Origin of the sequence: Ornithinibacillus bavariensis (assembly GCF_050433565.1) — a bacterium.
Taxonomy (GTDB): Bacteria; Bacillota; Bacilli; order Bacillales; family Amphibacillaceae; genus Ornithinibacillus; species Ornithinibacillus bavariensis.
Genome location: NZ_JBNPWZ010000001.1, coordinates 666515 through 686854, shown reverse-complemented (window position 1 = coordinate 686854; position 20340 = coordinate 666515). Strand labels below are relative to the sequence as shown.

Sequence of the window (20340 nt, the reverse complement as noted above, 5' to 3'; positions counted from 1 at the left end):
GGTAACGAGTGCCAAATCTCGTCAAAGCCTATTTTCAAAATGAAAGGTCGACTCTGAAGCTCCAAGGCCATTTTCGATTAACAATTTTCTGCTTCTTTTCAGCTACCGAAGCTCTCTGGGAAGAAATTAGAGTTAGTCTACTTTCCTTTTCATCGCTTTATAAAAAATATTTTAATTATTATTACATAAAATCTGTTTTTTTAAAAGTAGTTTTTTATAAAAATTTACTTTTAATCCCATTCTAATTTATGTTTTCCTTCACCGAATACTTAACAGGATCAATTCCAAATAACTCAGGTGTCAAATCCTTGGCAATTGGTAAAGTCCTTAACCTAGGATGAAGAATCCAGACTATGGAAAGAAATAATAGTCCGAGCCCAGTTAGTGCAAATATTAGTGTACTACTCGTAACTGTCGCAAAATACCCGCCAGCTAGTGAACCAATAGGCATGGCGATAGTCCCCATGCTACCTGAAACAGAGTTCACCCTTCCAAGAACTTCATTGGGTACAACCGTTTGAATTGCCGACGCAATAATTACATTCGTTCCTCCGATTGGGATCCAAGCAATACCGTAAAATATAGCACCTAGCGTCGGCCACGGCATAATTGCTGCCAATATCCAACAAAGAGCAGAAAAAGAAAAGGAAATAATACTAAAATATCCTACTTTCAGCTTTCCCATCCATGAGGAGAGAAGTGCACCTACTAAACCACCTGTTGACATTGCTGCTAAGTAGAACCCATATATCTCTGATCCGCCATTTTGAGAAGCAAATGCAGGTAAAACAGCAAGCGCACCACCTATTGCAAAATTTGCAACGACAGATCCAATTAAAAACGTTCCCAAAATCGATCGAAAGACAATCGAAAATCCTTCCCTTAACTCCGAAAAATAGGAAACCATCGCACCTTTTATACCAGCATTATTTTTGTTTTTATTTTCTTTTGCTGAAGGTAGTTTTATTAAACTAAAACAGATGGCGGCAATTGCAAAAGTGAAGGAGTCCACAAGGTATAATGTGACTGCCCCAATAAGAGCTACAAGGATTCCAGATAGTGCATTAAAAACTAAATCAATTCCTTGATAAGCAAAGGAAAAATAGGCATTTCCTTTAACTAAGTCCTCTTTTGACAATAATAATGGTAAGGCTTTTGACTGAGATGGATAAGCGAATTGCTCAATAAACGAAACAATGGGCATAACAATGAGGACGACTTGGACTGTTAAAATGTCTAAGTAGTAGAAAATTGGAATGACTAAAATTAGGATGGATTGTAAGATTTGTGTAATAATAAGCGTTCGTTTTATTTGCCATCTATCTACAAAAGGTCCAACTATAAAACGTAAAGCAACTGGTAATAGTGTTAGAAAGCCAGCCAAACCAGAATAAAAAGCATTTCCGCCAAGACTATAGACAAGCCACATTGCAGCGACATAATAGATACTATCCCCTATGTTTGTTACAATTCTTCCGAGAAGAAGAAAGAAAAAGCTCCTATTTTTGATGATATTCACGGTATTCCCCCCAATCCCTATATGCATTTTCCATCTAATTATACTAATATCGGATTGTAAAACATCCGTCTTAAGTAGGAAACAATAAAGTTCTAAGTCCTAACTATAAGATTAGTTATGTGCTTTAAAGCCTATGCGTTAATTAATATGTATATATTATTTAGTGCTTTAGCTCTCGAATACTTTTGAAAAATTCCTAGCAAACACAAAAAAGCCCAACATTTAAAAAGTTAGACTTTTTCATAAAGCTATACGTAACCCACTACTTACTTTCCGGTTTAATTTTTCCATCGGAAAGAAAATTAAACACTAGGCTAATGAACATGTTACCGATATGGAGAATAGCACGTTCATCAATAGTAAATTTTGGATGATGATGTGGAAAAACTGCACCGATTTCTTCGTTTCTACCACCAACTAAAAAATATACACCAGGAACTTCCTTTTGATAAAAAGCAAAATCCTCACTTCCCATCATCGGAACACCTGTAATTAGATTTTCCTTCCCAACCAATAGCGTGGCCATTTCTTCCACACGCTTTGTTTCCTGTGGATCATTATATATAGAAGGGCAATCCTTAATGTATTCAAAATCAACTGTTGCACCATTTGCTGTACAGGTAGCATTTGTAACGTTTTCTAGTGCCTCTGCAATAATTGTACGTGCTTCTTCGTCAAATGTGCGAACTGTCCCTTTTATAACTGCTGAATCCGGGATAACATTATTTACTTCACCACTAACAAATGATCCAACCGTTACTGCTGCTGCTTGGAGTGGATCTACTCGACGGCTTACAATTTGCTGTAAATTAACAACCAATTGACTGCCCGTTACTAGTGGGTCAACAGATAAATGAGGTTGAGAGCCGTGGCCACCTCTTCCATGAATCACAATATTAAAATCATCCTGTGCAGATGATGCATATCCTTCTTTTACACTAACCGTTCCAAATTCCTCTGTAGACATAACATGGGCGCCATAAATCATATCCACCCCATCCAAACAACCATCAGCTACCATCGCTTTTGCACCACCAGGTGTAGCTTCTTCAGCAAATTGATGGATAAATTTAATCGTTCCAGGTATCTCATCTCTTACTCCACTTAAAACCTTAGCAACTCCTAAAAGTGTTGCAGTGTGCAAATCATGACCACATGCATGCATCACACCAGGAACACGAGATTTGTATTCGACATCAGTTTCTTCCTGAATCGGCAAAGCATCAAAGTCGGCCCTCAAAGCAACCGTTTTTCCTGGTTTACCGCCCTTCAATGTACCGACAACTCCTCGGCCACCCACTTCTGTTCTAACTTCCAAACCAAGTTTTTCTAGATATTCAGCGATTTTTCTAGGTGTATTTACTTCCTGATGAGAAAGCTCTGGATACATATGAAGATCACGACGAATATCTACTAATTCAGGATAAATTTCCTCTAATTCATCAAATAATTTTCTTAGCATGTTTCTATTCCTCCGATGTTGATCATTCTAAATGTAAAAATCCAACTGTTTTTTCCTATACTAAATTACCAAATAAACATATGAGCAACTGTTACAAAAATTGCCCCTAAAATATACTGGATAACGATTAATGGAAATACCCATTTTAACCATTTCACCCAAGGAATCTTAGCAATAGCTAGTGCAGCCATAAGTATACCTGCAGTTGGTGTGAATATATTAGAAATACCATCACCATACTGAAAAGCAAGTACTGCAGTTTGTCTGCTTACCCCTACAAGATCACCAAGTGGAGCCATAATCGGCATACTGATTGCCGCTTGACCACTTCCTGACGGGACAATAAAATTAAGTAAGCTCTGGGTGATAAACATACCAATTGCTGTCAGACTACTAGGTAATCCTGCCACTAAATTAGATATGCCATATAAAATAGTGTCGATCGTATTTGAGTCCTGTAAAATGATTAGAATTCCATATGCAAATCCTACAATCAATGCTCCCATTACTAGTTCTTCGCAACCTTTTACAAATGCTTCTGCCATCTGATTAACACGTAATTTCCCAATAATTCCTACAACAATACCCATAATAAGGAATAATGAAGCTATTTCTGGTATATACCAACCTTCTAAAATAACACCAAGTGCTAGTCCAATTAGTGTTAGAACAAGTACTGCCAATATCAGCATTTGTCTCTTCGTTAATGTTTGTTGTTGCATTAATTCGTGATTAATTTCTCGTTTCAAGTCTTCTTCATACATCAAGCTTTTAGTAGGATCCTTTTTAACTTTTCGCGCATAAAGCATTACATAGGCGATTGTTACACCAACGAAAATCAACCAGAATACGAAACGAACTCCCATTCCTGAAAATGTCGGTAAGCCCGCAATTCCTTGGGCTACCCCAACTGTAAAAGGATTCATGAAGGCAGATCCAAATCCAGCATATACACTAGCCAAAATCATTGCAGTTCCTGTAATGGAATCAAAGCCTAGCATCATGGCAAGTGGTACTGCAATTAGGATAAATGGGATTGCTTCCTCTGCCATCCCCCAAGTTCCGCCACAAATTGCAAAGAATAGCATAATCACTGGAATTAGAACAAGCTCTTTTCCTGCTAATTTTTTTGTAATTGAACCAAAAGCTGCCTCAATGGTGTTTGTCGCTCGGAATATTCCAAATGACCCACCGACGATAAAGATGAAGAAAATAATTCCTGCAGCATCTACCATTCCAACATGTAAGGATTGAAATAAATCCATAAACCCAGTTGGATTGGAATCTACTGTATGGTAAGTACCATCAACAACTAATGATTGACCATTTTCATCCGTAGTGCGTTCATATTCCCCCGCTGGAACGAAGTAAGTTGTAATAGCTGTCAAAACCATGAACGCAAACAAAATAACAAAACCGTGTGGAAACTCAAATTTTTTCTTTGCTTTTACTGTTTGTGTACTCAAGATGCACATCCCTTTCTTTATTATTTTATAGGGTGTACATAGAGAAAACTTTAGAAGGGTATTTAGTATAACTTTTTATCAGCATGTTCAAATTTGATGTAGTGGCTGTAATTTGCTCAAACTGTAAAAATAAAAAAACAATGATAGGAAAATAACCTACCATTGTTTATCAATTTATACGTTATCCTCCATCCTGATCAGTAGTTCTCCATGCACATAAAACAAGCATGACAGTATGCCTCTTATTCAGAAGACATCCCAGCAATAATGAAGTTGACCTTCATTACGCTTCGGCAAATAATCCTTTCAACAATCTTCATCGATGTCATACTCCAATTGTCTACTAATATTATTTGCGCCTCTACCTCATCGAATGACAAGGTTCAATATGAAATTATTTATATACTAGCAAAACATTTACAAAAATACAAGTCTATTTTTATAGTTTTCTATTTATTTTCTGCTAATCTACTATTTCTTATGTGTTCTTTTGCATGATAGGTTGTGAGATGTATTTAACCATTTACCTCAGCTAAAGCCCTTAATTCCTTTCTCGCACGGTATATTCTCGTCTTAACAGAGGCAGGCTTTATTTTCAACTGACTTGCAATCTCTTTTCCCTTCAATTCATGCTTCACCAGAAGAACCATTACATCCCGATACGTATTCCCTAAACGAAGAATTGCCTTTCTAATTTCTTCCATAAAAAAGATAAACTCTACTTCTTGTTCTACATCTTGATTCATTTCTTTTCCCAAGTTTACTAACATATCATTCTCCATTGGTATACCTTGTTTCTTCCGTTCGCTTCGCAAAATATCGATTGCGGTTCTCTTGGCAACTACAGACAGCCAAGCTGCTATTTTTCCATCATCCTGAATAGAGTTTGCCTTTTTCCATACTTTAATAAACGTTTCTTGTACGGCATCCTCTGCTAACTGAACATCTCTTGTTATCGAATAACTAAGATGGAATAACTGATTATAATGCATGCTATATACCTCGGAAAGGTTAATGGTATTCATTGTTGCGCACTCTCCCTTTTCCTCCTATTCTTCTATTGGTAAAAAGATAATAATCTTAAATAAATCACCATCTATTTCTATCTCAAGTTGACCATTATGAAGTTCAATAATTGACTGGGCAATTGCTAGCCCTAGACCACTACCCTCTGTATGACGCGATGTATCGCCACGTTTAAAGCGTTCAAATAATTCATCACTATTTTCACTCAGCTCATATTTGGATACATTCTTAAAAGCTATTATTGCATGACCATTTTCAACGGAAAGATTAATATATACTCGTGAATTCTCCATGGAATACTTTAGTATATTTCCAATTAGATTATCAAAAACTCTCCAGAGCTTTTGACCATCCACTATCGCGTGAACAGGTGGGTCTATATGGGTTACACGAAACTGCAAGCTCGATTCATGTATCATATCATCATACTCACCTAACGCTTGCTGTAATAGCTGAACTAAGTCAACCTTTTCTTTTTTCAATTCAATATTTCCGCTGGCCATTTTGGATACCTCGAATAAATCCTCAATTAATACTTTCAACCGCTTCGATTTCCGATCAATAATTTCTAAATATGCAGCACTTTCATCATTCATTTTCTGCTTTTCTTTTAATAGCTCCGTATAGGTAATGATAGAGGTTAGCGGCGTTCTCAGGTCATGACTAACATTCGTAATTAATTCTGTTTTAAGCCGTTCACTTTTAGCCTGTTCGCTCTGCGAGTGTTTAACTCCCTGCTTAAGGACATTAATGTTCTCAGCTAATGTAGCAAGTGCTGTATTTCCCGTTATCTCTAAATCCTTACTGAGGTTTCCAGCTGCTAGTTCATTCGTATTTTCTACAATCCTGTTAAAGAACCCAACATTCTTTAAGATGACATTCCCAAGTGGTATTCCAATACTAACTAGTATTAGGATATAGAAAAACAGAAATATTGGATGAAGGAAAACCATAATACCCATTAAACCTAAAATAAATACCATACCAAAAATAAATATTAATTGTGTACCAGTTGTCTGATCTAAAAATGCTTCTTTTAGGTTTTGGATTAGTTTAAGAACTACTCTTTTCAACATAATATATAACTTATATGATAGACTCTTTTCCCAAAGATCTTGTACGTTTCTCCAATCCTTTAGGGTTTCTCTTAAAAAATTCACTTGTATCACGATAATAGCTATTCCAATTGAAGCTACTATCATTTCTATTACCGTAAAGATACTAAAATAAAACGAGAATATATAGGAGATATAGTGAATTTTTTGCACCAAAGAAATCATCATCAAAATAGTAACAATACTGAAAAAGCCTAACAAGCCTATCCTAGCATCAATTGGAATTCTATTATAATAACGTTTCCAGTTAGATAGTGCTGCCCATGTCTTTTTTGCCCTTTTAGCGATAATAAGGGAAAGAATAAGAGAAAGGATACTAAGTGATATCACAATCCAAATAATTAATTGTTCCTTTTTATATTGTTCATTTCGATCCAAGAGACTGTGTGAGCCGGACGCTAACTTTGGAACACCAATTTTCCCTTCAAGCTGCCTATCTAAATCTCCAAATATTTCTAGAGCATCCTCACTTCCTGGAAATTCATAATTAATTATAAATCCATTATGTAACGTAACAGATTCCAAATAGAGACTAGTCTCATTTGTAATTTGATCAACAGACGGTTTTTTACCAGGAATATCCAAATTGGTATACACTAAATTATTGTCAGGATCTTTTAAATAATATTGAAACATCGTTTGAAGTTCTTCAAATTGAGGTCGATAATTTTCCAGCTCCTCAAAATAGGTATCGAGAATTTCTTCTTTCTCTTTTATTATTTTATTTTTTACATAATCATCGCTCTCAAAATTTTTCGTAATATCCTTAATCTTATTGTCACGTTCTTTTGTGTATGCATCCGCAACCTGCTGTTCGTTTCTATCCATTGCCTGTTGAATAAGGTCCTCGTATTGTTCCTTAATGCTTTCTACTTGCTGTTCCATATCACCATAGCGATAACGATGTTCTTCAATTTCATCCTTCGTTACCGTAATTTTTTCTTTTGCTTCTTCTAGGGTTACATCATTTAACTCAAACATCACAACTAATTGCTTAAATTGTTCTAAATCTCCATACTGAAAATCTTCTGTATGGAAATAATCTTTTTGAGCGTAATACCAGCCATTATTCGATAATAATATTATTCCGCAAAAACCCCCAACAAATAATACAGAACAGGTTAATATTATGAAAATACTACTTTTCCATCTTGTACCCAAGTCCCCACACCACCTTTAAATACCTTGGATTTTTGGAATCTATTTCAATCTTTTCTCTAATTTTTCGGATGTGAACCGCTACGGTATTTTCCGCATTAAAGTTAGGTTCTTTCCAAACCAGTTCATATATTTCATTAATCGAAAATACTCTACCTGCATTTGTCATCAAAAGTTCCACAATTTTGTACTCAATAGGAGTGAGCTTAACTTCCTCTCCGTTCACCGTAACTTGTTTAGAGCTCTGATCAAGAGTTAATCCATTCAAATCAATTAATTTATTTGCTCCTGCAAATGTGCCTAGTGTTACATAGCGCCTTAATTGTGATTTAACCCGGGCTATCAATTCCATTGGATTGAATGGTTTTGTTATGTAATCATCTGCTCCCACTTGAAGTCCTAATATTTTATCTGTGTCCTCACTTTTCGCACTTAGAATAATAATCGGTATGTTTTTCTGTTCCCGGATCTTATAGGTTGCAGCGATTCCATCCATACGAGGCATCATAACATCCAGTAATATAAGGTGAACCTCATTCTCATGTAATAGCTCGATTGCTTCCACTCCATCCTTTGCCTTTAGCACGGTCACCCCCTCATTTTTTAAATAAATTTCGATTGCATCGCGAATTTCCTTTTCGTCATCAACAACTAATACATTATATTTATTCATTAGTATCCCCTTCACACTTTCCTATACGTCTATAGCTTATCCATCAAATCTTAACATTCGTTTAATAAATTTCTTAAGAATTTCTTAATATTGGTAAATTATGATTCTATTATATAGTTTCTACGTCATTGGAGATACTATCTATTTTAGCTATGAATTCAATAGACTATCTTTAGTTATGGCCTGATAAACATTTTTTCTTACCAATAGCAATTATTTTTCGGGGAAAGCTATGAATAAGGAGGCGATTATTTATGAAAAAAGAGACCAGGGAAATCAAAGGTCCTGGCGCTGACCAATACTTACTGAGGCAAGAAAATGTGCAACAAAATGAACAAAAAAATGAATATGCTTATTTAGATCATGGGAAGTTTAACGATAAAGATAATGAGGATATGTAAAAGATGGACCTTACAGTAATTTTGTATTCGAGATTCATGAATTCCCATTTGGAAATGTCGCTTCGTTATCAAAATACTTAGCGTATTAGAAAAAGTATTATTCTCACTATAATGAATAAACCACATGGAATCTGGTTATCCCATGATTCCATGTGGTTTGTTCTAAAGGTGTACAGCTATCAACAAATTCAGAAACAGTCTAAACTTCTCAAGAATAGCTAAAGTGAGGGGATTATCCCAATCCCAATTGAAAGGAGTTCCTATAGGATAACTCCAATTTACTTATAAGCTGTCAATATATTTTTACCTTTTAAAAAAACGCAGTATTCCAACTACGGTTAGTAAAATAATTAGAATGATCCCCACATAGCTTACGATTAGGAAAATAGGTAAATCCATTACATGCACTCCTTTTTAATTATAAACTATCAAGCACTTGAAAATAATACTAAGTTAGATAGTGTTTCATTAAACAGTGCTTTTCTAAAGTTAGTTAAGAAATATTTACTTTTATTATCTAAAGTCATATTCTTTTAAAATTGTTTCTAACTTCATTGCTTTAGTGATATCACCTTTAATTTTTAGCTTGCCTGTCATAAACGCCATCGTTCCTTTTAGCTTTCCCGATAGAAATTTATCAAAACTATCTAGTGACATGGTTAACGTACAATCTGCAGGAGCTTCACTTCCTGTTATAACTTTTGCCTGACCGTCTCGAAGCTGCAATTGATAATTTCCACCATCATCGCCCGTTATGTCAAATTGATATGTAACTGTTACTCCAGAAATCGGTGTAGGATTCTCATTGAATTTTTTTTCAATTAATTGAACCGTTTCTACTAGATTACTCAACATAATTCATCTCCCTATATTTCTATTTTATGCCATTAAGAAACCACCGCTAACAGAAATACATTCCCCATTAACAAAACTGGAATCATCTGAAGCTAAAAATGATACTACGGCTGCAACTTCTGAAGGTTTACCAACACGCCCGGCAGGTGTTAATAATAGAGACATCATTTTTATATTTTCCGGTAGGTTCTGTGTCATGTCTGTATCTATTTGCCCGGGTGCAATTGCATTAACCGTGATGTTTTTACTACCATTTTCCTTTGCTAATGTTCTAGTCAGGCCAATTACCCCCGCCTTCGCTGCACTATAGTTTGCCTGTCCCATATTCCCCCAGCTTGAAGTTGAAGAAATGTTTACAATTTTACCGTATTCCTGCTCTCGCATTTTTGGAATTACAGCTTGACAGGTGTGAAACATACTCGTTAAATTCACATTAATCACAGCATCCCATTGTGCCTTCTCCATCTTATGGAAAAATTTATCTCTAATAATACCAGCATTATTTACTAAGATATCTACTTTCACTAGTTTTTCATAAATATGTTGAAACGTTTCCTTAACTTCCTTCTCACTAGATACATCGCACTGCCATATAAAAATTCTTTCACCAGTTGGGTCCAAATCTCTCGCTGTTTGCTCAAGCTTCTCCAGATTTATATCAAGTGCTACCACGACTGCTTCGTCCTCTAAAAATCTCTCCATAATCTTAGGGCCTATTCCTTGAGCCGCTCCAGTAACAACTGCGACCTTCCCCCGTAACTTTGCCATCAGATTCCCCCTTGTTGCTATTACATAAATTGTTTGTTTTTAATTAAAATTCAGATACCTCACTTTCGATAGTACCATTTTTCATTTGAAATTTGAATGGATTTTTCTGTTAATACGTCCTTTGCAACAATTTTAAAGGGCTGCAAAAAAGTTAATAGTTACCTTTTTTGCAGCCCTTACTTATTTTAGTCCGTTATTTAAGAATCCATAAAGACTCTCTAATTGCTTCGGTGATTCAAACAAGTTGGGAAGTGCTTCTAATTCTTTTCCTTTAATCTCAAGCATCTCCCGTTGTAGCTTTTCCATTTTAACATCTAATTGAGCAGCTGTTTCTGCAGCTTCCTTTAGTTCATCCTTCATATGTTGCGGAATTTCTTTGTTATATTTATAAAATATTTTGTGCTCCAAGCTTGCCCAAAAATCCATCGCTATAGTCCTTATTTGCAACTCAACATAGACATCCTCTACATGGTCCGACATGAATATAGGAATTTTAATGATTAAGTGAAGACTTCTATAGCCATTTGGCTTAGGGTTTTCAATATAATCTTTTATTTGGATGACTTCGATATCTTTCTGTTTCTGTATCATTTCACTAACCTTATAAATATCAGATATATAGGAGCAGGTTATTCGGATACCGGCAATATCGTGAATGTTGTCTCGAATATCCTTAATCGTTAACGGATAGCCTTTTCTTTGCACCTTATTGATAATGCTCTCTGGTGACTTCAGTCTTGACTTCACATGTTCAATTGGGTTGTGATCATGAATATATTGAAATTCCTGCATAAGAATGTTTATTTTAGTACTTACTTCTTCTATTGCAAACTTGTAAGACAGCATAAAACGTAGTATTTCTGTTTTCATTAGTTTAAAATCGTTGATGTTTAATTCAAGTGCCATTTTTTTATACTCCTTAAGATTCAGGTTCCAGTATCTATTTGTGTGTTATGATTTTTTGCTTTTTCTTGTAGTTAGCTTGAAATTATCTCAAAACAAATAGGGAAATGAATGAAATACACTACCTTTGTAATTTACATATTGTTTGGCAATGTTCTATGTTATTTTACTTTCTTTGTCCCTCATTTTCTCCTTTTTCATTACAAGAAAAACTAAAACCTCCTACTTTTATTTTAGCTTGTCATTACTATTTGATAAAGTTTTTACTCGTTTCATATCGGTTTTACTAGTATGACCTGGTAGGTACGGTTAAAAAGCCATCACTACAGAAGATGAAATATTCACTATTAACCAATAAAAAAAGAAGGATGAGTTCAATAATGAACACATCCTTCTCTCTATATAAAGACTATAATTGCTTATACCAACTGGCTGCTGCCTCTACCTCAGTAATCGTCAACTGATGTCCTCTATCCTCCCAGTGCATCTCCACACTAGCACCTGCGTCTTTAAATAAAGAAGCTAGTTCCTCTGATTCTTGTGGCGAGCAGATTGGATCGTTTGTTCCTGCTCCAATAAACAGATGCTTACCGGATAAATCAGGTAATGTGATGCCTCTTCTTGGAACCATAGGGTGATGAAGCATGGCTCCTTTTAAAGCATCCTGAAAATGGAATAGTAAGCTTGCAGCAATATTTGCTCCATTTGAATAACCAATTGCAATAATATTATTACGATCAAATTCGTACTTTATCGCAGCATCATTTAAAAAATCATGTAATTCATTCGTGCGATACACTAAATCCTCTTCATCAAAGACACCTTCAGCTAATCTTCGAAAGAACCGTGGCATCCCATTTTCTAATACATTACCTCGAACACTCAATATGGAAGCGTTAGGATCAATGATGTCCGTAAGTGGAAGTAGGTCATGCTCTGTTCCACCGGTTCCATGTAGTAATAATAATGTTGGTTTTGTTGGATCATTTCCTTTTTGATAAATATGTTTCATCCGTTTTCTCCTTTATTAATCCTCATATTCTTTTTCAAATACTTTTGTACTTCTAATCGTATCAATTGGTCTTACAAGCCTCTCAATTTCTTCACGCTGTGCTTCAAAGTATGGTGGCAGTGACAATTTTTCTCCAAGCGTTTCATATGGCTCATCCCCCATAAATCCTGGGCCATCTGTTGCTAGCTCAAATAAAATCTGTGGCGCAATATTTGCATATAACGAACCAAAATAATAGCGCTCCACAAAACCTGAATTTGGCACACGGAAGGATTCATATCTCGTCATCCACGCATCTAATGCAGCCCGATCCTCTACACGGAATGCAGCATGATGGACGGTTCCGTATCCCTGTCTTGCACGAGGAAGAATAGCATTATATTCTACTACTACTTGTGCTCCATTTCCCCCTTCACCCATTTCAAATAGATGAAAAGAACCTTCTTTTCCAATTTCCTTGAAAAGATAAACCTGTTCCAATACGGCTTTAAAATAATCAAAATTGGATACTCGGACAAATACTGGTCCTAAGCCAGTAATAGCAAATTCTAATGGAATTGGTCCTTTCTTCCATGGAATCCCAGAAGCTACACCTTTATTGTTCTCATCAGAGATTAATTGATATTGCTGTTCATCAAAATCCTCAAATGATAGCGTCTTTGTCCCAAATTGTTCCTTAATGCCATCATGCTTAACATTTAATCGATTAAATCGTTTTACCCAATAATCTAGTGATGCATCAGTTGGTACACGGAATGATGTCTTGGAAATCTCATCTGTACCGTGAACACCTTTTGGAATTCCAGGAAAATCAAAAAACGTCATATCTGTTCCTGGGCTACCTTCATCATCTGCAAAGAATAAATGGTATGTTTGAATATCATCTTGATTAACTGTCTTTTTCACTAATCGTACACCTAAAACATTCGTGAAGAAATCATAGATTTTCTCCGCACTACTAGTAATTGCTGTTATGTGATGTACTCCTTTTAATTGATTCATTTTTTATTCCTCCATATTTTTATTTAAGGGTGTTAGTATTGCTTCATACTCTTTTCTCTTGGATTCAAGCCAATCTGGGAGCTTTAACATTGTTCCTAATTCCTCAAGTGACTCATCAACCGTAAAACCTGGTGTATCAGTTGCAATTTCGAATAGAATTCCATCCTCTTCTTGGAAATACAGTGCTTTAAAGTAATTACGGTCTTTTATTTCGGTTGGTTTAAACCCTTTTTCTATAAGTAACTCTCTCCACCTTTGATGCTGATCATCACTAGCTGTACGAAAGGCAATATGGTGAATAGTACCTGCTCCAGCCAGTCCACGTACAGAATGGGAAAGTTTTAAATCAATGGTATTACCGAACGTTGATTCCGTTTTAAACCGAATATATTCCTCATCCTTATCAACCATTTTTATGCCTAATGTAGTTTCCAAAATAGCTGCTGTGCGAGTCGGGTTATTCGAATAAAGCGTTGCTCCAGCCAATCCTTTTATTGCATACTTCTGTCTGCTATTACCTGAGTTACCCGAGTTATCAATCAGACTTTCCTTCTGTTCAGCCAGTTCTAACCATATTCCATCAGGATCTTGAAACTGGATGTAGCTTTTAGCAAAACGAGTTGTAGTTGTATAGGAGATCCTATTTTCCTGCAAATGTTGCTCCCAATATTCGGTCGAACCGGGAGGGATTGCAAAGCTAATTACTCCAACCTGCTTCGTTCCAATTCGACCTTTTGCCAGCTTTGGCCATGGGAAAAAGGTAATTATAGTACCAGGATCAGCAGTTTCATTCCCAAAATATAAATGATACACTTCTGGTCGATCAAAATTAACCGTTTTTTTAATTAGTTTTAGTCCCAATACCTTAGAATAAAAAGAATAATTAATCTGAGGATCAGAGACAATAGCCGTGATATGATGAATGCCAGATGTAGTAAACATAAAATCCCCCTTATTTTGGGCGCTCGATGGAAAATGTTTCTCCAATTTTAGCGTAATTAGATCCTGCTAGACGACTTACTGCTGCAAGTTTCACTTGGTTAATTCTACCTGACTCATATATTTCTTCATCAATATGAAACATGGAAATCTTTCCTATGATTAAATCAACACCAACATTTCCATCCTCACCCAGCTCAATTGCATGTTCTAACGTACATTCAAACCGAACCTTAGCCTCTTTAATCCCTGGAACTGATACATTTTGACTCGTTACAAGAGTTAGATTTGCCTGTTCTAGCTCACTCTGGTTTGGGGGGAGGGAGGCTGCTGTTTTATTAATTGCTTCTACATTTTCGTCATCAACAACGTGCACGACAAATTCTCTATTATTACGAATGTTTTTTGCCGTATCTCGCATCCGCCCCTCTTTCCGTTGAAGAGCTATCGAAATCATAGGCGGATTAGAAGAGACGATATTAAAATAGCTAAACGGCGCTCCATTAATCGTTCCATCTTCTGCCAAACTTGTAACAAATGCAATTGGTCTCGGAATAATGGTTCCAATTAATAATTTATAATTCTCTCTCTCCGAAATAGCTTTTGGGTCAAAGGTTAGCAACTATATCCCCTCCTAATCTAGTTCTCTTACTTTAATCGGGATTAAAGAATTATTAAGTCTTTCACGATAGTGCTCGTATTGCTCGGGCAATTTTAAATCCTGACCCATTGTTTCATAGGACTCATCATGTGCAAACCCTGGTGGGTCAGTGGCAATCTCAAACAGAATTTCACCATATTCTCTAAAATAAATGGCATTAAAGTAATTACGATCTCTTACTGCTGTTACACCATATCCTTTTTTTGCTAATAAACGTTGCCAATCCAATTGGTCTTCATCGTCCTTGGCACGCCAAGCAATATGATGGACAGTCCCTACTCCCATTTGTCCTCGATCCACCGGTGTTTTTTTGATATCAATGATATTACCAATATTTCCATAGGACTTGAAGCGAACAATATCTTCTTCTTCTCCAACCTTTTCAAGACCCATTACAGTTTGAAGCGTTTCCGCTGTTTGGGCAGGATTAACAGAATATAAAACAGCGCCACCAAATCCCTTAATTGCTACCTCTGGCGTTACATCTCCAAATGTCCAATTATTTCGTTCACCTTGATTTCGCTCTACCAACTCTAATTGTAATCCGTGGATGTCCTCAAAGTGCAAGTACGTTTCCCCAAACCGCTCAATTTTACTATAGTGGATATTAAATTTTTCTAACCTATCTTGCCAGTAGCTCATTTTTCCCATAGGGATTGCATAAACTGTTACTCCTACTTGACCACCACCGATTTTTCCTTGATAAGCATTTGGCCATGGAAAAAAGGTAATAATACTTCCTGGTCTTCCTCCATCATTACCAAAATATAAATGATAGGTTCCAGGATCATCAAAGTTAATGGTTTTTTTTACTAAACGAAGCCCTAAAATTCCTGCATAAAAATCTACATTTTCCTGTGGATGTCCTACAATTGCTGTGATATGGTGAATACCTTCTGTTTTTTTCATCCCATCGTCTCCTTTGTATTATCATTTAGTTTATACATTCATGTCAGAACTAGCCGACATTGATTCATACTTCTAGACTTACCAAAAACTACTCAAAGCGTCTCAATTTATTTATGAGTGGCTTTGAATCAATTATCTCTAATTCGAGATAATTTTCAGCAAAAAAATAATACGAACTTGCACGTTTTATTCTTAATTAAGTTATTCTTAATTAAATATAATGTTAATACTGATTTTGATAATTGTCAACTGGTTATGTTCCATAATATTTTATAGAGAAAAAACTTCTATATTTATCTACAAAAGATAAAATACATTCGGATAGATTAATAAAAGGTTGGCACTTAAGGAGAATTCCCTAATAAAATGCCAACCCTTTGAATGAAATTTTATCCTGTTATATTCACATTATTTGTTTCTTTGAATCAAATCAACGAACGTATCAACAAAGGACTGTAAAAATTGAACAGTTTCTTCATTGTTTAGTTTTCCTTCTTCATCTAATAATTCATGCACATTTCCAATATAAGCTTCTGGTTGTTGAACTACTGGCATGTTTAAGAAAGCTAGAATTTGACGTAAATGATGATTTGCACCAAATCCACTCAAGGCTCCTGGTGATATACTGATAATTGCTGCAGGTTTACCAGACCATGCACTTTCACCGTATGGGCGAGAAGCTACATCTAATGCATTTTTCAATACAGCAGGAACAGAGCGGTTATATTCAGGAGTTACGAATAGAACCGCATCCATTCCTTTAATTTTATTACGAAATTCCGTATATATAGAAGGCGTTCCGAGATTGCCTTCATAATCCTGATTAAATAAAGGTAGATTTCCTATTTCTACAAACTCTGTTTCATATCCTTTTGGGAATAAAGAAGCTACGTTAGACGCAACTTTTTTAGAGAATGATTCTTTTCGAAGACTGCCTAGTATAATACCTACTTTCATTATATAAAATCCCCTTCCATTATATCTCGAATTCGAGATATAAATATAACGGAAAATATATAGGAAGTCAATTATGATGAATTATCAACAAGCTTTTCAACGTTACTTACGAATTAATTACAGTCCAAAAGAGAGAAATCAAAATGATGGCTAACATTCCGAGGAAATCCATATACGAAATGACTATTACTTTTTTAAGTGATGGCTGAATCATATTTGAAGAAGTCTCACTGAATTGGTATTAAATTGTTCAGAAGGTGGGTGGTGTTATGATGCTCTAGATCATAGTTGTCGAACAATGCTATCACCTTGAAGGGAGTCAAGAATCGATTTACGAACTGAACTCCCTTCAAAGAGAAGTATTTTTATAATTGGTGTGGACGACATCATCATCCATCGTATAGAAGGAAATTACATTTTTTGCAAATTTTCTAGAGGAAGGTACAAAAAAAGAGTGGAAATAACGGAAAAATTATATATTCAAAGACCAATTGATATCGAGTATTACATTGATACAGGTGAAACAGGAAAAATAATTACGACGCCGTTATGAGCCTATTCTGGCTAAGCATTTCTATATAACAGCAATTATTACTACTCTTTATCCCATTATCCGCTATATACACTAGCACAAGTTCCTGCTTCTGGTTCATAAAAACAATGGTTTTTAAATTGACCAGTTCTTGGTTGACCATACCATGTTGGCGGGCATGGACCATATGGATTAAAATACCACAGAGAATATTTTGCCGGATGCTGTCTCCAATATTCCAAGTTTTGTCTTGCTAATCTTCTTTCAGATTCTCTTGCACGTTGATAAAATCCACTTCCCTTTTGAACAGCTTCAAAGGAATAATTTCCTCCTTGCACCTGAAAAATCACTTGAGGAATTGTCCGTAAATCTGCAAAGTCTAAGCAATTTGCTACAAGGCGATTTACAATTACATTTCCAACAAATAACATTCCCAGCTTTCCTTCTCCTTCAGCCTCCGCTCTCATCATTCTTGCCATTAAATCCACATCTGAATTTCGATAACTCGCTCGTGCCATTATTTCACCCCCAACATATTGTATGAACAATGGCCTACATTGTTGTTTACTTTTTACTTTTGAATTGGATAGGAAACATCGTATGTAGATATTATGCAAAGAGATTTAATATGAAAATTACTCGATAGCTTGTGAATATTTTCCAATATATTGGAATAGCCATTAAATAGGGACTTCTTCTAGGTTCTTTATCAAATAAATGAGGAGGAATTACTTTCATGAAGTATGCAAATCCAAATACGGATGGGGCGTTAGTACATTTTAAAGAGAGGTACGATAACTATATTGGTGGTGAATATCGTCCTCCTGTTAGTGGTGAGTACTTTAAAAATGTAAGCCCAGTCACAGGACTGGTTTTTTGTGAGATTGCTCGCTCTACGAAAGAAGATGTTGATGCAGCAATTGATGCTGCCCACGCGGCAAAAGAAGCTTGGGGAACTACATCTGTAGCTGAACGTGCAAATATCTTAAATAAAATCGCTGATCGTATAGAGGAAAATTTAGAATTGCTAGCTGTCGCAGAAACATGGGATAACGGAAAAGCCGTCAGAGAAACACTTGCGGCTGACTTACCACTTGCTATTGATCATTTTCGTTATTTTGCAGGGGCAATACGCGCTCAGGAAGGTGGTATTAGTGAAATTGATCATGATACAGTTGCATACCATTTTCATGAGCCACTAGGGGTAGTTGGACAAATCATTCCATGGAATTTCCCGCTTCTAATGGCAACTTGGAAATTGGCACCAGCATTAGCTGCAGGAAATTGTGTTGTATTAAAGCCAGCTGAACAGACTCCTGCTTCTATTCACGTATTGATGGAATTAATTCATGATCTACTACCACCTGGGGTTGTAAATATTGTAAACGGTTTTGGACTGGAAGCTGGAAAGCCCCTTGCGACTAATAGTCGTATCGCCAAAATTGCCTTTACAGGTGAAACAACAACAGGCCGATTAATTATGCAATATGCATCTGAAAATTTAATTCCAGTTACGTTAGAATTGGGTGGAAAATCACCGAATATATTCTTTCCTGATGTAATGGATAAAGATGATGCTTTCTTAGATAAAGCTGTAGAAGGTCTAGTAATGTTTGCATTGAATCAAGGAGAAGTCTGTACTTGCCCGTCAAGAGCATTAATCCATGAATCTATTTATGATTCTTTTATGGAAAGGGCTATTGAGCGAGTCAATCAAATTAAAATCGGTCACCCACTTGATACGGAAACAATGATGGGTGCCCAAGCTTCTACTGAACAAATGGAAAAAATTCTTTCTTATTTGGATATTGGAAAGCAAGAAGGTGCTGAAGTACTTGTCGGTGGAACAGTAAATAAACTTGAGGGCGAGCTATCAGAGGGATACTATATTAAGCCAACCATTTTTAAAGGAAATAATAATATGCGTATTTTCCAGGAAGAGATCTTTGGACCAGTACTCTCAGTTACTACTTTTAAAGACAAGGAAGAGGCAATGCAGATTGCAAATGATACACTTTATGGCCTAGGAGCAGGAGTTTGGAGCCGTGATATTCATACAGCATACCGCTTCGGTCGTGGCATTCAAGCAGGAAGAGTATGGACGAATTGCTATCACCAATATCCAGCACATGCAGCCTTTGGTGGGTATAAGAAATCAGGCATTGGAAGAGAAAATCATCAAATGATGCTTTCCCATTACCAACAAACAAAGAATCTACTAGTAAGCTATAGTGAAGGACCTGTTGGATTGTTCTAATCGATTAATTCATGCAATTCTGCTTGCTAAATAATAGATTAAATTTAAAAAATTGAAGAGGTGAAATAAATGGTTGAACGTGTAATCGCTACTGATGAAACACTAAAGCTACTAGATAAATTAAAAACGATACATGGAGACTTAATGTTTCACCAATCTGGGGGCTGCTGTGATGGTAGCTCCCCTATGTGCTATCCACGAGGGGAATTTCGAATTGGCGAATCCGACATTCTATTAGGAGAGATTGGTAACACACCTTTTTATATTTCGAAGGATCAATATGAATATTGGAAGCATACACAGCTTATTATTGATGTAGTTGAAGGTAGAGGTGGCATGTTTTCAGTCGAAGGACCAGAAGGGAAGCGATTCCTAACTAGGTCGAGAGTGTTTACAAAGGAAGAGCGAATTGCGTTAGGACAATAGTGAGGGATTAAGAATGATTTAATATCTACCAAGATGAATGCCCCCCAATTACTAGATTGTCTAAAAATAGGGGGCTATTTGTCTTGAAGGAGGAAAATTACATTGTCATTATTTTAATCTATATTTCCAGCAATAACAGTTGTCTAATGGGTATTTAACTAAAAGAATAAGATAATCAAAAACATTCTCCTCTATTCTAGAATCTCTCTAGCCTTGCTCCCTCCGGTTGAAAGCCAAACTATATATAGGTGACCCCTGTTCGTCATTTTGGATAATTTTTTAGAGTGAAATGAAGCTTA

General features: G+C 36.0%; 19 protein-coding genes, 1 riboswitch and 1 other annotated feature (1 of these 21 running past the window's edge). Of the genes, 3 read left to right on the top strand and 16 right to left on the bottom strand.

The window, feature by feature from the left end; genetic code table 11:
- Positions 1–162 (bottom strand) — a binding site (T-box leader); it reaches 105 nt to the left of the window's first position.
- A 79-nt stretch (positions 163–241) separates the two neighbouring features.
- From HNR27_RS03230 to HNR27_RS03205, 6 genes are all read right to left on the bottom strand, one after another.
- The gene (locus HNR27_RS03230; protein ID WP_429338728.1) at positions 242–1519 is read right to left on the bottom strand and encodes an MFS transporter; all 1278 of its coding nucleotides are present in this window, start codon (positions 1517–1519) and stop codon (positions 242–244) included.
- A gap of 262 nt (positions 1520–1781) precedes the next feature.
- The gene (locus HNR27_RS03225) at positions 1782–2981 is read right to left on the bottom strand and encodes a M20 metallopeptidase family protein (RefSeq protein WP_429338727.1); all 1200 of its coding nucleotides are present in this window, start codon (positions 2979–2981) and stop codon (positions 1782–1784) included.
- A 65-nt stretch (positions 2982–3046) separates the two neighbouring features.
- On the bottom strand, positions 3047–4456 hold the full coding sequence (locus HNR27_RS03220; RefSeq protein WP_429338726.1) for a YfcC family protein: 1410 nt from the start codon (positions 4454–4456) through the stop codon (positions 3047–3049).
- Positions 4457–4640: 184 nt separating this feature from the next.
- Positions 4641–4819, bottom strand: a riboswitch (Lysine riboswitch).
- A gap of 143 nt (positions 4820–4962) precedes the next feature.
- On the bottom strand, positions 4963–5472 hold the full coding sequence (locus tag HNR27_RS03215; RefSeq protein ID WP_429338725.1) for an RNA polymerase sigma factor: 510 nt from the start codon (positions 5470–5472) through the stop codon (positions 4963–4965).
- 24 nt (positions 5473–5496) lie between these two features.
- Positions 5497–7749, bottom strand: coding sequence for a HAMP domain-containing sensor histidine kinase (locus HNR27_RS03210; protein ID WP_429338724.1), 2253 nt, complete (start codon positions 7747–7749; stop codon positions 5497–5499).
- Complete coding sequence (locus tag HNR27_RS03205; RefSeq protein WP_212922167.1) at positions 7727–8419, bottom strand: response regulator transcription factor; 693 nt, start codon at positions 8417–8419, stop codon at positions 7727–7729. Before HNR27_RS03205 ends, HNR27_RS03210 begins: the two co-directional genes overlap by 23 nt.
- A gap of 254 nt (positions 8420–8673) precedes the next feature.
- Here HNR27_RS03205 and HNR27_RS03200 point away from each other — a divergent pair, with 254 nt between their 5' ends.
- On the top strand, positions 8674–8820 hold the full coding sequence (locus HNR27_RS03200; protein ID WP_212922168.1) for a hypothetical protein: 147 nt from the start codon (positions 8674–8676) through the stop codon (positions 8818–8820).
- 513 nt (positions 8821–9333) lie between these two features.
- Here the strand turns inward: HNR27_RS03200 and HNR27_RS03195 are convergent.
- The 10 genes from HNR27_RS03195 to HNR27_RS03150 form a co-directional block, all read right to left on the bottom strand.
- Positions 9334–9675 carry an SCP2 sterol-binding domain-containing protein gene (locus HNR27_RS03195; protein ID WP_212922169.1) on the bottom strand — a complete coding sequence of 114 codons (342 nt, stop codon included), beginning with the start codon at positions 9673–9675 and terminating at the stop codon, positions 9334–9336.
- 24 nt (positions 9676–9699) lie between these two features.
- Positions 9700–10443: a 3-oxoacyl-ACP reductase FabG gene (gene fabG / locus HNR27_RS03190; protein ID WP_429338723.1), complete on the bottom strand. Its 744-nt coding sequence runs from the start codon at positions 10441–10443 to the stop codon at positions 9700–9702.
- Positions 10444–10623: 180 nt separating this feature from the next.
- On the bottom strand, positions 10624–11349 hold the full coding sequence (locus HNR27_RS03185; RefSeq protein WP_429338722.1) for a GTP pyrophosphokinase: 726 nt from the start codon (positions 11347–11349) through the stop codon (positions 10624–10626).
- Between the two features lie 406 nt (positions 11350–11755).
- Positions 11756–12358, bottom strand: a complete 603-nt coding sequence (locus tag HNR27_RS03180) for an alpha/beta hydrolase (RefSeq protein ID WP_429338721.1) — start codon at positions 12356–12358, stop codon at positions 11756–11758.
- A gap of 15 nt (positions 12359–12373) precedes the next feature.
- Positions 12374–13360 carry a ring-cleaving dioxygenase gene (locus tag HNR27_RS03175; RefSeq protein ID WP_429338720.1) on the bottom strand — a complete coding sequence of 329 codons (987 nt, stop codon included), beginning with the start codon at positions 13358–13360 and terminating at the stop codon, positions 12374–12376.
- A 3-nt stretch (positions 13361–13363) separates the two neighbouring features.
- On the bottom strand, positions 13364–14302 hold the full coding sequence (locus HNR27_RS03170) for a ring-cleaving dioxygenase (protein WP_429338719.1): 939 nt from the start codon (positions 14300–14302) through the stop codon (positions 13364–13366).
- A 10-nt stretch (positions 14303–14312) separates the two neighbouring features.
- A complete protein-coding gene (locus HNR27_RS03165; protein ID WP_429338718.1) occupies positions 14313–14921 on the bottom strand; it encodes a flavin reductase family protein in 609 nt (202 codons plus the stop codon).
- A gap of 12 nt (positions 14922–14933) precedes the next feature.
- Positions 14934–15869, bottom strand: coding sequence for a ring-cleaving dioxygenase (locus HNR27_RS03160; RefSeq protein WP_429338717.1), 936 nt, complete (start codon positions 15867–15869; stop codon positions 14934–14936).
- Between the two features lie 408 nt (positions 15870–16277).
- Positions 16278–16829 (bottom strand): NADPH-dependent FMN reductase, encoded by a 552-nt coding sequence (locus HNR27_RS03155; protein WP_429338837.1) that lies wholly within the window; start codon positions 16827–16829, stop codon positions 16278–16280.
- Between the two features lie 606 nt (positions 16830–17435).
- On the bottom strand, positions 17436–17876 hold the full coding sequence (locus HNR27_RS03150; RefSeq protein ID WP_212922178.1) for a cell wall hydrolase: 441 nt from the start codon (positions 17874–17876) through the stop codon (positions 17436–17438).
- Between the two features lie 218 nt (positions 17877–18094).
- On the opposite strand from HNR27_RS03150, the gene adh reads away from it, so the two are divergent.
- Both adh and HNR27_RS03140 read left to right on the top strand, forming a co-directional pair.
- A complete protein-coding gene (gene adh / locus HNR27_RS03145; protein ID WP_429338716.1) occupies positions 18095–19615 on the top strand; it encodes an aldehyde dehydrogenase in 1521 nt (506 codons plus the stop codon).
- A 69-nt stretch (positions 19616–19684) separates the two neighbouring features.
- Entirely contained in the window at positions 19685–20041 is a 357-nt protein-coding gene (locus HNR27_RS03140) for a DUF779 domain-containing protein (RefSeq protein ID WP_429338715.1), read from the top strand.
- The last annotated feature ends 299 nt before the right edge of the window (positions 20042–20340 follow it).